At 61.5% G+C, this 13227-nt stretch carries 13 protein-coding genes; 4 read left to right on the top strand and 9 right to left on the bottom strand.

What is annotated here, in order from left to right; all coding sequences use genetic code 11:
• Nucleotides 1–8 precede the first annotated feature (8 nt).
• From NYQ88_RS18900 to NYQ88_RS18880, 5 genes are all read right to left on the bottom strand, one after another.
• On the bottom strand, nt 9–1244 hold the full coding sequence (locus NYQ88_RS18900; RefSeq protein ID WP_275652630.1) for an ABC transporter ATP-binding protein: 1236 nt from the start codon (nt 1242–1244) through the stop codon (nt 9–11).
• The gene (locus NYQ88_RS18895) at nt 1241–2038 is read right to left on the bottom strand and encodes an ABC transporter permease (RefSeq protein ID WP_275652629.1); all 798 of its coding nucleotides are present in this window, start codon (nt 2036–2038) and stop codon (nt 1241–1243) included. Before NYQ88_RS18895 ends, NYQ88_RS18900 begins: the two co-directional genes overlap by 4 nt.
• Before the next feature lie 12 nt (nt 2039–2050).
• Nucleotides 2051–3214 carry a glycosyltransferase family 1 protein gene (locus NYQ88_RS18890; RefSeq protein WP_275652628.1) on the bottom strand — a complete coding sequence of 388 codons (1164 nt, stop codon included), beginning with the start codon at nt 3212–3214 and terminating at the stop codon, nt 2051–2053.
• 177 nt (nt 3215–3391) lie between these two features.
• A complete protein-coding gene (locus NYQ88_RS18885) occupies nt 3392–4735 on the bottom strand; it encodes an HlyD family type I secretion periplasmic adaptor subunit (RefSeq protein WP_275652627.1) in 1344 nt (447 codons plus the stop codon).
• A 9-nt stretch (nt 4736–4744) separates the two neighbouring features.
• On the bottom strand, nt 4745–6463 hold the full coding sequence (locus tag NYQ88_RS18880) for a type I secretion system permease/ATPase (protein ID WP_275652626.1): 1719 nt from the start codon (nt 6461–6463) through the stop codon (nt 4745–4747).
• Between the two features lie 446 nt (nt 6464–6909).
• Here NYQ88_RS18880 and NYQ88_RS18875 point away from each other — a divergent pair, with 446 nt between their 5' ends.
• Nucleotides 6910–7719, top strand: coding sequence for a SapC family protein (locus NYQ88_RS18875; protein ID WP_275652625.1), 810 nt, complete (start codon nt 6910–6912; stop codon nt 7717–7719).
• A gap of 31 nt (nt 7720–7750) precedes the next feature.
• On the top strand, nt 7751–8284 hold the full coding sequence (locus NYQ88_RS18870) for a hypothetical protein (RefSeq protein ID WP_275652624.1): 534 nt from the start codon (nt 7751–7753) through the stop codon (nt 8282–8284).
• Here the strand turns inward: NYQ88_RS18870 and NYQ88_RS18865 are convergent.
• Nucleotides 8281–8796, bottom strand: coding sequence for a response regulator (locus NYQ88_RS18865; protein ID WP_275652623.1), 516 nt, complete (start codon nt 8794–8796; stop codon nt 8281–8283). The two genes, NYQ88_RS18870 and NYQ88_RS18865, sit on opposite strands and share 4 nt — an antisense overlap.
• A gap of 192 nt (nt 8797–8988) precedes the next feature.
• Here NYQ88_RS18865 and ykgO point away from each other — a divergent pair, with 192 nt between their 5' ends.
• Nucleotides 8989–9114 carry a type B 50S ribosomal protein L36 gene (gene ykgO / locus NYQ88_RS18860; protein ID WP_035086881.1) on the top strand — a complete coding sequence of 42 codons (126 nt, stop codon included), beginning with the start codon at nt 8989–8991 and terminating at the stop codon, nt 9112–9114.
• Nucleotides 9115–9269: 155 nt separating this feature from the next.
• Here ykgO and pyk read toward each other — a convergent pair whose 3' ends face one another.
• Nucleotides 9270–10709: a pyruvate kinase gene (gene pyk / locus NYQ88_RS18855; RefSeq protein ID WP_275652622.1), complete on the bottom strand. Its 1440-nt coding sequence runs from the start codon at nt 10707–10709 to the stop codon at nt 9270–9272.
• A complete protein-coding gene (locus NYQ88_RS18850; protein ID WP_275652621.1) occupies nt 10706–11332 on the bottom strand; it encodes a DUF1036 domain-containing protein in 627 nt (208 codons plus the stop codon). The genes pyk and NYQ88_RS18850 overlap by 4 nt, the downstream gene beginning before the upstream one ends.
• 137 nt (nt 11333–11469) lie before the next feature.
• Here NYQ88_RS18850 and NYQ88_RS18845 point away from each other — a divergent pair, with 137 nt between their 5' ends.
• Nucleotides 11470–11721 carry a DUF2312 domain-containing protein gene (locus NYQ88_RS18845; RefSeq protein WP_275652620.1) on the top strand — a complete coding sequence of 84 codons (252 nt, stop codon included), beginning with the start codon at nt 11470–11472 and terminating at the stop codon, nt 11719–11721.
• 617 nt (nt 11722–12338) lie between these two features.
• On the opposite strand, the gene NYQ88_RS18840 is transcribed toward NYQ88_RS18845, so the two are convergent.
• On the bottom strand, nt 12339–13214 hold the full coding sequence (locus tag NYQ88_RS18840) for a hypothetical protein (protein WP_275652619.1): 876 nt from the start codon (nt 13212–13214) through the stop codon (nt 12339–12341).
• Between the last annotated feature and the right edge of the window lie 13 nt (nt 13215–13227).

Genomic DNA, 13227 nt, shown 5'->3' with positions numbered 1-13227 from the left:
TGTCTGCCTCAGATCGATCCGTTCTTTTCGACGCTAAAGTGGGATGGCAGGTACAGCTTGCCGTCAAACACCTGCTTGCTCAGGTTTGCGACTGAGAACACAAGGGCAAGGTCGCGCCATTCATAATTGTCATTGAGGTGATTTTCGCCACCGGTGAGGGCGAGGGTAACCGAGTAAGAGCCTTCACCAAAATTGGCTTCGAAAGCGACGGTAAAGCTGTACCGGTCGCCGGGTTTCACGTTTTCGATGACCTGGTCGCTGTAATACGTGTTTGTCCCGTGCATGGTTTGGCCCACACGGTCCTTGATTGAAAATCCCAAGACAAGCGTGTCCACGGCAGAGTTCGCTAGGACGTCGACCCTAAACCGGGCTTTTTGGCCAACCGATAGCGTGTCGACGGCTTGGCCGGCCTCATCCAGGAGGCTCACCGCTTCGATGGCGACCCTTTTATTTCCAGACGTCGTCTGGATGCGACCGTTCTCCAGCTCGCGCGTCTCGATCGAGGTGTCGCTCGCGTCGCTGAGGAGCGCGTTGTAATAGTCCAGCACCGCTTCCGGATCGCCGTCCTTGGCCACGGCGCCATTGTGGAGAAGGATCGCGCGGTCGCAGAGGCTGAGGAGTGCCATGCGGTCGTGGGACACGAGAATGAGGGTGGTGCCCTCCTTCTGGAATTCCTTGATGCGATCAAAACTCTTGTGCTGGAAATAGGCATCGCCCACCGACAGCGCTTCGTCCACGATGAGGATATCGGGCCGGAAGGCGGTTGCGACCGAAAAGGCCAGCCGCATATGCATGCCGCTGGAATAGACGCGCAGGGGCTGGTCGAAATAGCTGCCGAGCTCCGAAAACCCTGCAATGCCGTCCAGTGCATCGACGATCTCGGCATGCTGGTAGCCCATCAGGCCCAGCGCGTGAAAGACGTTCTGGCGTCCCGTATAGTCTGGGTTGAAACCCATCCCCAATTCGAGAATGGCCGCAATCTTGCCGTTGATCGTGACGCCGCCCGTGGAGGGCCGCATCGTGCCGGTGATCAGTTTCAGTAGCGTGCTCTTGCCCGCGCCATTGCGCCCGACAATGCCCAGAGCCTGTCCAGATTGCACGTCGAAGGAAATATCCTTGAGCACCCAGCGCTCTTCGGCGATGGGGGCATTGACGCCGAACCACCGCAGCACCCGATAGAGCTCGTGACTGTAGCGTCGGAACACCTTGCCCAGCCCGGATACGTTCATGACGATGTGGCTCATAGCGCGTCCACCATTTCGGGGCTCGCCTTGCGGAAGAGCCAGAAGGCCAGCCCGAGAATGGCCAGCGAAAGCGCGAAAATGAACATGAGCGGGCCGTTGAGCGGAGCCTCGTTGAACACCATGACGCGGTGATAGCCGTCGATGATCCAGAACATGGGATTGAGCATCACGATCTTCTGGAAGGCGTCGGGCAGGATGGTGATCGTGTAGACGATCGGCGTAAACCAGAACAGGAACTGCATCAGGATCGGCGTCAGCTGGCCGATATCGCGGATGAAGACATTGAGAACGCCTGCGACAAGGCCGATGCCGGAGGCGAACGCGATGTTGATGATCATCATCACCGGCAGCCACAGGAGGTTCCAGCCGAGCGGGAAACCAAGCAGCGCAAAGATGACGAGCACCAGCGCGAGAAAAATGAGATTGGTGATCAGCGACGTCGCGATGACCACGATGGGCAGGATCGTGCGCGGGAAGGAGATCTTCTTGAGCACATTGCCATTATCGATGAAGACGGTGATCGACCTTGTGATGATCTCGCTGAACAGCAGCCAGGCCTGGAACCCCGACATCAGATAGATCGCATAGGAGAAGGAGTTGTCGATCCCCGGCAGGCGCTGGGACATCAGCGACGAGAGAACAAAGGTATAGATCAGCACCTGCGACAGCGGCGCGAGGATGATCCAGAGAAAGCCAAGGCGACTGCGGAGGACCCGGTTCCGAAAATCGGCCATGATCGAGGTGGCCAGGAAATACCGGTAGCTCCAGAGCGCGCGCAACAGATTGAGGACCATTCTAGCTTCTCCTCAACGCGCTATGGTCGCGCGATAGGCCGTAAGTGTGTCGGCTGCGCATTTTTCCCAGCTGAATTTCTGCGCCTGGGCAAACCCGCCTGCTATGGCGGCCTCGCGCCAGGCTGTATCTGTCAGAGCGCGCTCGAGCGCCTCGCTGATGCCTGTAACATCTTCCGGCTCGACAAACAGTGCCGCATCGCCGCCGACCTCGGGTAGGGAAGAGCGGTTTGACGTGACCACGGGTACTCCGGAGGCCATGGCCTCAAGGACGGGCAGGCCGAAGCCCTCGTAGAGCGAGGGGAAGGCGAAGAGATAGGCGCCCGAGAAGAGGATCGGCAGATCCTCTTCCGGCACAAAGCCGAGATAGGTCAGCCAACCCTGGCGCTGCGCCCGCTCGATCCGCTCCATGATGGCTTCGTTCTGCCAGCCACGATGGCCGGAGAGAACGAGCGGCTTCTGCGCCCGCAGGGGGGCGGGGAGCTTTTCGTAGGCGTCGATCAGGTTGACGAGGTTTTTCCGCGGCTCGATCGTGCCGGTGTAAAGCGTGTAGCCGCCGTGGGTCAGCCCATAGCGCGCGAGCGCCCGGGCGGTTTCGGAGTTATCCCGCGCGTGAAAGATTTCGCTGCTGGCCAGCGGCGCCACGAACACATCGCTCGCGGCCACACCAAAGCGCTGGATCACCTCATCTTTGATCGCTTCGCAATCGGTGATGATCGTATTGGTGCGCTGCAGCGAAATCTCGATTTCCTTGCCGAGATAGAGCACCCGCTCGGGCGGATGAAACTGCGGCATGGTCAAGACGGAGAGATCATGGATGGTGACCGTCCGCGGCCCCGGGAAGTCTGGAACGTAGAAATTGGGCCCATGAAACAATTGCCCTTCATGGCCGGCGAAGGGGTTGGACCGGCGCAGCGACTTGAGCGCGCGATAGGTCTCGAGCACCAACTTGCTGCGCGCCAGCTGTCGCTTGACGGCGAGCAGGCCGCTCGCCGCAGCGCTTGGCGCCGTTTCCATCGCATCCCTCTCGGGCAGGGCCGGAACGAAGCGGTCGCCGTTGAAATAATCCAGCTGCTCGACTTCGGGGTTGGCGGCCAATTGCTGGGCCAGCTCAAGCGTATACCGACCGATACCCGTCAGCGGGTATTTGAGGGATTGAATGGAAAGAACAATTTTCATGCTGCTATGGGGTCGCCTCAGTCAGTCTGGCTGCCGCACGTCAAGCACAGCGCTGCGCGTGAGAAAAGACCATTTCTGAAGCAATGGCCTATAACCCCATTTGGCGGTTCGGGGTAGCGGCAAGAAACCGGGGCAGGTGTCCAGGCGGCAAACCGGCGGTGCCGCCTGGGATTTGGCTTACTGCTCGCGCATGCCCTTGTTGAACATGTCGGTCATCGGACGCACGAAATATTCGAACATGGTGCGTTCGCCGGTCGAGACGATCACGTCCACGGGCATGCCCGGGAGCAGGCGCTCGCGGATGTCCTGCGGCACGTCGGTGTCGGCAACCTCGATGCGGGCGCTGTAATAGGGCGCCTGGTTCGGGTTTTCCGGCTGCACGACGTCCTGCGATACCACCGAAATTCGCCCGAAGATGACCGGCGTGGTCTTGGCCGAGAATGCCGGGAAACGCACTTCGGCTTCTTGGCCGATGGAGACGCTGTCGATGTCGATGGGCCGGATCTGGGCCGCGATGATGAGATCGTCGTCGAGCGGAATGATATCCATCACCGGCTCGGCGGGGCGAATGACGCCGCCGATCGTATGCACGCGGATATTCTGCAGCATGCCGCGGACCGGCGCCTTGACGGTGGTCCGTTCCAGCACGTCGCGGGCGACGTGGAGGCGCTCGGTGGTCTCGTTGAGCTGCTCGCGGACGTCGCGCAGCTCGCTGCCGGCGCGTTCGACGAACTCCTGATTGACCTGGATGATCTGCAGCTCGGTTTCCGAGATGGTCTGGCGCAGCTTTGCCACTTCCGAGGTGATCGCACCAAGCTCGCCCTGCAGTTCAAGGCGCGCACGCGTCATGGACGAGAGCTGGTTGGTGGCGATGACGCCGGTTTCCTGGCCGCGGGTCAGGCGGGTCACTTCATCGTTCAGCGAGGTCATCTGCTGCTCGATGGCGTCCTTTTGCAGCGACAGGCCATTGATGGCTTCGTTGAGCTGATCGATGCGCGAGGTGAAGATGGCGACCTGGCCATCCTTGCTCGCCTTGCGATCGTTGAACAATGTCTGCTGCAGGGCGATGACGCGCTGAACGGCAGGATCATCGGATGTGAACAGTTCGTCCGGGAAGATGACTGCCGCGCCGTTGACGCTTTCCGCGTTAAGGCGCGCTTCCTGGGCCAGCAGCATGTGCTGGCGGCTGTTGAGATAGGCCACATTGCCCTGGGCCTGGGTCGGATCAAGCGTCAGCACGACAGTGCCCGCCTCGACAATATCGCCTTCGCTGGCATTGATCCCCGAGACGATGCCGCCTTCGAGGTGCTGGACGATCTTGCGGCTCGATTCCACCGAGATCACGCCGCCGGCGACAACGCCGCTGGCGAGAGGAGCCGTCGCGGCCCAGACGCCAAACACGCCAAAGGTCAGGGCAAGGGTGACATAACCGGCCATGATATAGGGCTGCGGCGAGAAGTCTTTCTTGGGCTTGCCGGAGGTCGCAAGCGGCTCATCGCCGGAATAGGGAACGACTGACATTAGGTTTCCTTAGGCAATGCTGCGGTTCTGCGGCGCTTCGGGCGGCTGCACCGGCTTGAGCGCGGGCTTGATCTTGAGCAGCTCCTGCGTCGGTCCGAACGAGCGCATGCGCCCGTCGGCCAGGATCAGCGACTTTTCGGCGAGGCTGACGAGGCTCATCTTGTGGCTGACGAAGAGGATCGTCTTGCCGCGGCCCTTGAGCTCCTGGATGATCTGGAACAGGGCTTCTTCACCCTCGCTATCCAGATTGGCATTGGGCTCGTCGAGGATGATCAGCGCCGGGTCGCCGTAGAGCGCACGGGCGAGACCAATGCGCTGGCGCTGCCCGCCCGAGAGCGAACGACCGCCCACACCGATCTGCGTGTCATAGCCATCCGGAAGGTTCTGGATCATCTGGTGGACGCGCGCCTGCTGGGCAGCGGCGAGAACGTCCTCGTCCTTGGCACCCACCTGGAAGCGCGAGATGTTCTCGGAAACGCTGCCGTTGAAGAGCTCGACCGACTGGGGCAGATAGCCCAGATGCTTGCCGAGCATGTCCGGATCCCAATGCTGCAGCTCTGCACCATCGAGACGGATGCTGCCGGCTGCAGCGGGCCAGATGCCGACCAATGCGCGCATCAGGCTCGACTTGCCGGCGCCACTCGGGCCAACGAGAGCCACGGCCTCACCGGGCACGGCTTCAAAGCTCACGCCCTGCAACAGCGGGGTGCGGGCCGTCGGCGGCACTACGGCCAGATTGCTGACCGAGAGATTGCCGGTCGGTGCAGGCAGTTGGGTTTTGTCTTCTTCGCCCGGCACCTGGGTAAAGATCTGCGACAGGCGCGAATAGGCCTGGCGGGCGCCAACGAACTGCTTCCACTGGCCCACGACCTGGTCGACCGGCTGCAAGGCGCGGCCCATCAGGATCGAACAGGCGATCATCGAGCCGGGCGAGATTTCGCCTTCGAGCACGAGATAGGCGCCGACGCCGAGGATGAGGGTCTGCAGGCCCATACGGACGAATTTGGAAACCGACTGGATGGCGCCGGCGCTGTCGCTGGCCTCGGCCTGCTTTTCCAGCATGCCGCGGTGCATGTCGTGCCAGCGGCTGCGCAGGCTGCTTTCCATGCCGAGCGCGCGGATGGCTTCAATGTTCTGCAGCGTCGTTGTCGCGAAATGCTGGGCCGACTGGCCAAGGCCGGACGCTTCGTTGAGCGTCTTCTTGGTCATGAACTCATTGGCGATGGCGAGGGCGAAAACGATGATCGCACCGGCCAGAGCCACATAGCCCACCATCGGGTGGAACATGAAACAGACGAAAATAAAGATCGGCACCCACGGCACGTCGCAGATGGCGATGAGGCCCGAGCCGGTCAGGAACTCGCGGAGGCGATCGACGTCCCCCAGCACGAACTCGGACTTGCCGTTCGGCTGGCGAATCGTGGTGGTCACGACGCGGTTGAACAGCGCCTTGGCGATCATCTCGTCAAATCGCAGGCCGGCGCGAACCAGGACGCGGGAGCGGACCCATTCGAGCAGCGCGTAAATCGCAAGACCGGCGAGCGCGATCACGGTGATCATCACCAGCGTCGTCTCGCTGCGGCTCTGCAGCACGCGGTCATAAACCTGCAGCATGTAGATCGGCGAGATGAACATCAGCAGATTGATGGCGATGCTGAAGATAACCGTCGCCAACAGAATGGTCCGGTAGGTTTTCAGCGCCGCTTTGAACGGATTTATTGTCGACATATTTGTGCTTTCAGTCTCACGCTGATCGCCGGACCTCGGTTGGGCAGCGCCCGATCAATCGCCCCGGCTCGGAGCGAATGAGGCGACGCCCTAGGGTCCCAATACAGCAATTTTGTGCCCTTATAGCAGTGAGCATCGGAATTGGCATCACAAAGCGGCGAATTGATCGCTGCGTTGTGAGAATATTTGGCGTGAGTATTTGCCAAGACGAGGTCCAGGCCCGCCCGGCCTTGCAGCTCTATAGGCGTGTCTGGAAAAGTCAGTGCCGACCGATTGCCCCCATCGTGCGCAGGGTCACACCGTCCCTGCACATATTTTACTGTACATTATTCACATTAAATTTGCGTTGTCGGCCCTCTCCGGGACGCGCGCGGCGATTTGCAATCCCTTCTGGCGCTTGCTAGGCAGGACAGACTGTTTTGTTCTCTTCTTCGCAAAGCCTGGTCATGACCGAGACAATCTCCCCTATCCGCGCCGCCACTCATTCCGACCGTTCCTGGCGGCCAAGTTCGGGCTATGGCTTTGCGGCTAGCTCGATCATTGCCCCGATCGCTGGCGAAGAGCTGGCCCATGCCGCCACCCAGTTCGCACTGGCGTTTCTGGAAGGCGAAAAGCCCGCTCTGGTCACGCTGCTTGGCCTGCGGCCGCAGCAGAACCTTTATGTCGGCCCCGAGGGGCAGTGGCTTGGCCAATATGTCCCGGCCGTGCTGCGCGGCTATCCCTTCAAGCTGATGCCGGCCGAGAACAACCAGTTCGCTCTTGGCTATGACGAAGGCAGCGGCCTTTTGGCAGGCGCGGGTGAGGCCGAGGCCTTCTTTGATGATGAAGGCAAGCCCACTGAGCGCATCCAGCAGATCCTCCAGTTCCTGATCGGCGTCCACAAGGGCGTGGAGGCCATCGGCCGTGCCGGCGCCAGGCTTGCCGCCCACGATCTGCTCGAGCCTTGGCCGCTCAAGGTTCGCGACGGCGATACTGAAATTCCGGTCAATGGCCTCCTGCGTGTCAACGAAGCCAAGCTCGGCAGTCTCGATGACGCAGCCTTTCTGGACTTGCGCAGCGGCGGTGTGCTGGCCGTGGCCTATGCCCAGCTTCTGTCGATGACCAATATGGCCAATCTGGGCAAGCTGGCGCAGCTGCACGCGCAGCACGCCGCCGTGTCGGCCAAGCGTGAAGCCGAGATCGAGTCGATGTTCCAGCCGATCCAGGCCGAGGACGAGATCGATTGGGACGCCATGCTCAACGACACCAAGGACTGACTTTTATCCGGGCCCGGAGCGCGCTGCAGATATGACCGATACCACTCAGCCAGCTCCCGCTGCGGGGCAAGTCTCGCTTGGCTACAGCGCCCGCGAGGATCGACTGGTTCTCTGGCTTGGGACAGGCGAGGAGGCGAAAATGCTCTTCGTCACCCGCCGGCTGTGCGCCCTCCTAATCGACGGACTGGTGGGCGTGCTCGCGCGCTCTAGCCCGACGGCGGCCCATGCGCCGGCCGAATTGCGCAATGATGTGGTGCTGATGGAGCATCAGGGCGCCATGGCCGCGTCCAGCGTTGGCCCGGCTGATGCCGACACGCTACCGCCGATTTCCGGCGATGCGCCGCCACCCATGCTGGTGGAGACGGTCAATATCACGACAACGCCCAGTGACTTCCGCCTGGTGTTCCGGCCTTCGCCGCAGGGCGATGGTCCGGCGATCACCCTGTCGCGGTCGGACCTCCACATGGTGCTCGAAATGCTCAAGCGCCAGTCGGAACTGGCGCAGTGGAGCCTGCCGGTAGATTCGGGTTGGCTCGCCGCCTCGGGACAGGTGACGGTAAACTAGCGCTCGGTGGCGTCCGGGCCGTCCGGCGGGTCGCCGCGCTGGTCGGGCGTGCCGATGTCGATGGTCCGGCGCCGGCGGTCAGGGCCGGCATAATCGGGCGCGATCACAAAATCCCGCGGTTTCAGGTCAAGGCTGGCAATGCGCGCCTGCAGGTCCGCCGCCGAAAATGGCTTGCGCAGGAACTCGTTGACCCCCGCGTCGCGCGCCTCGCTGATCGATCGGACATCCGGCGCTGCCGAAATCATGATGATGGGCGTAAAGCGATTGGGATGGGTTGCATCACTGCGCAGCTTGCGCACCGTCTCGAGCGGGCCTTTGGCGCCCATGGTCTCATCGATCACGATCAAAGCATAGCTGCGACGGAGGAGGGCGGCGTTGAACGTGCGGGCTTCTGACACCTCGGTCACCATCTGGTGTCCGAAGCCGCGCAGCATAGCCGCGATCAGGGCGCCCATGTTCTGTGTCGGGTCGGCGATCAGTACGCCATGCTTGACGATTGTGGACTGCGCCATTTCCATTCCCCCTTGCCCGCATTCCATGTTAGGGGACAAGCCTGACCCCGGGGTTAATCCACCGGATCTGCCCAAGTGGAAAAGGGTGAAATCTATTGTGCTGCACGCGTTGACAGGGCAGGCCGTTTTCCATATGAAGGGCGCAGTTTCCGGGCGCCTTGGCGCCCCTTTTGTTTGACTGAGGAACTGACGATGAAGATCACCAACTCGCTGAAGGCGTTGATGACGCGCCACCGCGCGAACAAGCTCGTCCGCCGTCGCGGTCGTGTGTATATCATCAACAAGGTCGACAAGCGCTTCAAGGCCCGCCAGGGCTAAGCGACCTGTCACCAGGACTTTGAAAGGCCCGCACATGTTGCGGGCCTTTTCTTTTTAGGCTGCCGTTTTCCCCAGGCGTAGCGACGCCGCCCAAAAGAAACCTCCCGGATCTTTCGAACCGGGAGTTTTTGTCATTCAGGATGGTGCAGGTTGGCTCAGCTCGAGCCGGCGCCGTCCTGGCGCACAAAGGCGATGCGCAGCATATTGGTGGCGCCTGGGGTGCCCAGCGGCACGCCAGCGGTGATGGCGATGCGGTCGCCGGGGCGGGCAAAGCCTTCCTGGTAGGCGATTACGCAGGCGCGATCGACCATGTCTTCGAGGTTCACCGCGTCTTCGGTCTGCACGCAATGGATGCCCCACACCACCGACAGGCGGCGGATGGTGCGCAGATTGGGCGAGAGCGCGATAATGGGCTTGCTCGGCCGCTCGCGGGCGGCGCGGATGCCGGTGGAGCCGGATGCCGTGTAGGTGACGATGGCAGCCAGATCGAGCGTCTCGGCAACCTGGCGGGTCGCCGCCGAAATGGCGTCAGCGGCCGTGGCCTCGGGTTCGGTCTGGGCGGCACGGATAATGCCGCGGTAATTGGCGTCGTTCTCGACCGCCACGGCCACCTTGTTCATGGTGGCGACGGCTTCGACCGGGAACTGGCCCGACGCGCTCTCGGCCGACAGCATGACGGCGTCTGCGCCTTCAAACACGGCGATGGAGACGTCCGACACTTCGGCGCGGGTCGGAACCGGAGCGGTGATCATCGATTCCAGCATCTGGGTGGCGACAACCACAGGCTTGCCGTAGCGACGGCACATGCGGATCATGCGCTTCTGCAGGCCCGGCACGGTTTCGAGCGGCAGCTCGACGCCCAGATCGCCACGGGCCACCATGATAGCGTCGGAGAGCTTTACGATCTCCTCGAGACGATCGATCGCCTGCGGCTTTTCGATCTTGGCCATGACGCCGGCGCGACCCTGAACGATCTTGCGCACGTCGATGATGTCTTCGGGGCGCTGCACGAAGCTCAGCGCAATCCAGTCCGCTTCAGCGGCAAGGCCGGCGAGCAGATCGGCGTGATCCTTTTCCGTCAGCGCGCCTGTCGGCAGCAGCGTATCGGGAAGGGAGACGCCCTTTTTGTCGGAAAGCTTGCCGCCATAGACCACTTCGGTCTCGATAGCGCCATTGCCGACCTTGGTCGCGCGCAGGTGCAGCTTGCCGTCGTCGAGCAGCAGGCGATCGCCGACCGACACGCTCTCGATGATTTCGGGATGGGGCAGGTAGACGCGTTCGGCATTGCCGTTGTCGTCATTATTGCTGTCGAGGGTGAATTTCTGCCCGGCAACGAGATTGACTGCGCCCTCGGCGAACTTCCACACCCGGAGCTTGGGACCCTGAAGGTCTACCAGGATCCCGAGCGGATGGTTCAGCCGCGCCTCGACAGCGCGGATGCGCTCGACGGTCTGGCGCATGAGGTCATGGCTGGCATGGCTCATGTTGATGCGGAACACGTCTGCACCAGCCCTTGCCAGTTCCTCAATCATCTTCTCGTCGTGGCTGGCAGGCCCGAGGGTGGCGAGGATCTTTGCGCGTCTGATCCGTCTCATTGCGTTTCCGTATCTTGAGTTCTTGGAGGCGGGGGCGGGGGTAACGGAACCGTCTGGTCGACATCCTCATCGGTGTCGATCAGAAAGGCCGGTTCTTCGAGATCTTCTCCGCCCTCCGGCCCAACAATACTTGGTGCTCCCGCACTTTCGGTGAGCTGCAAAGTCCAGTCGGTTCGGTTTTGGGTATCGATTTCAAAGAACCCAGTGCGCTCATAGCCCCGCGCGAGGCAATCCTCAACCCCGAATATTGTGAAGGTTTCGTCACGGGTGCACATGAACACCTGGCCGTCCCAGGCGCCGCCGCCAATATCATCCACAGCATAGAGATAGTAAAAGCGCTTCTGGAGGTCCCCCTGATAGAGAACTCGACAGTCGCCGGGTGGCGTTTGCCACCAGCCCTCGCTCATCCAGCCGCGTTCGGCGCGGTATCCCAGCGCAACGGAAACCAGATTGGCGGTCTCGTTACAGATGCGCAGTTCGGCATGGGCTGGAGTAGAAAATGCCAGGAAGCCGCCAAGCGTGGCGGTCATCAGGGCAAGGCTTGGGCGCAGAGAAAGCACGAGCGAGCCGCATTTCATTGGAAGATTGCCTTTCGTTTGAAACGAAGCGGAAGACAAGGTCAATGGCTAAGGGGCCGATTTGACGGAATTGCGAACGGCAGGGCAGCGATGCGCCGGGGATATGGGGGATAGAACCACAAGACACTTGAACGGGCGCGCTGCATAGGGTTGAAACGGGGCCAGAACAAAAGAGGTATACAATGGCCGTCGAAGACAGCGTCGCCCAGGACCAGCTCCGGGCCTTCATCGAACGTATCGAACGCATGGAAGAAGAGAAGGCAGCGATCGCCGCCGATATCAAGGAAATCTACGCCGAAGCCAAGGGCAACGGTTTTGACACCAAGATCCTGCGCAAGATCGTGACCATCCGCAAGCAGGATGCCAATGAGCGCATGGAGCAGGAAGCCCTGCTCGAGCTCTACATGTCCGCCCTCGGCATGGTCGAAGGCTGATCGCTAGATCCAGCAAATATTGCTCTTGATCCCGGGAGGGGCGGCGGCGCCCCTTCCCAGGCGCTGAACCGGCTCAGCGCTGGGATTCAACGATGACGATGGGAAGCATGGAAACATCGGCTCCGCGCCCATATCCTGCAAGCTCCCAGGAAATCCCCGCATCCTGCAATTGACGCCGATCGAGCCCCCTGGGTAGCCGCGGTTTGCGCCGAATGCCCAATATGGTTCGGACGTGATGCACGATCGCCCAAGGGGCGCGTGCAGGCTGTGTGATGACTATGCTCATGATCCGGTCCTCCTCCACGGGCCAGATGCATTGTTCGCATCCTCCCATCAGGCGCAGGCGGAAGTTTTTGCGTGCATGCCTCGCTGAGCCGGAAATTTTTGCGCCTAAATCGCGCGCGGAAACTGCTCCGGATAAAAAACACCCGGCGGGCCCCAGATGGCGCCGGCCGGGCGGAAGTTGAGTCAGTCAGGGACCCACCCCGCCGATAAAAGCCGAGGTCAGTCGCAGCCTTTAGATCAGGCTCGGGCCCGCCTGTGTTGGAAACATCTGCGTATATCAGGCCGCCATGGCATCGGCGGCGACCATCTGTCGGGCGACCTGCCAGACGAGATCATGGCCAGCCATGGATCTCGCCAGGAAATAATCGATGAGCTGCCAAAGCTCGGGCGCGATCTCGACGTTCCGGCCGCCCTTCTCGTGCAGTGTCACCATGCCCATGGCTTGCAGGATCAGTGAGCAGGTTCCTGACATGCGTGCGGGACGTGTAGGTCCGCTCGGCGACGCTCTGGTAAGAGAGGGAAGCGCGCTGGCGATCGCCGCTCTCATCTGCGCTCAGCATATAGAAGAACACGATCTTCATCGCATCCTGACGCAGCAGCACAGCCATGATCGGGTCGGTCGGCATCATGACCTCATACGCCCCGCCATAGTTTTGCGTGGAAATGATGCGCTGCGCGGATTGGTGGGCCCGATCATGGCTGAGGGCGGGCAGATAATCGTCCCTCTCGGGGAAAAGCACTGCCAGCGGCGACATGTGGTCGGCCAGCCAGATCAGATCTTCCTGGATCATCTTTTCGGTCGGGATGACGAGGCGCCGCCTGCGATCGTCCGGGGCAGGAACAATTTCGATCAGCCCGATGATCTGCATGCGCGCCAGCGTGTCATCGAAGCTGCGCGGGCTCGACAGCCCGAAGGGCATAAAGACGTCGCGCAAACTGCCCACACTGGGCCAGGTCGACGGGTCATCAGCATCCTTGCGGGCGTCCTGCCCGAGGATGATGTTGAACAGCACATTGCGGCCGATTTCATGCATCATGTGCCGCAGGGCGGTGTCGGCTTTGTAGGAGTCGATCATAACGCGCATGTAGTGATTGCGGGCTATGGCAAAGCGCGGGTGCGCAAGAATCTCCTCGGTCGTCGCATAGGTCGGTATGCCCGCCGGAGCATCCGAGAGTAGTCGAGGCAGGTCGTCGGCAGACTTGCTCATGTGTCTCTCCCCC

The sequence above is a fragment of the Devosia sp. SD17-2 genome (genome assembly GCF_029201565.1).
GTDB lineage: Bacteria > Pseudomonadota > Alphaproteobacteria > Rhizobiales > Devosiaceae > Devosia.
Note: the sequence above shows the minus strand (reverse complement) of the source record. Positions and strands in the feature narration are given on the sequence as shown.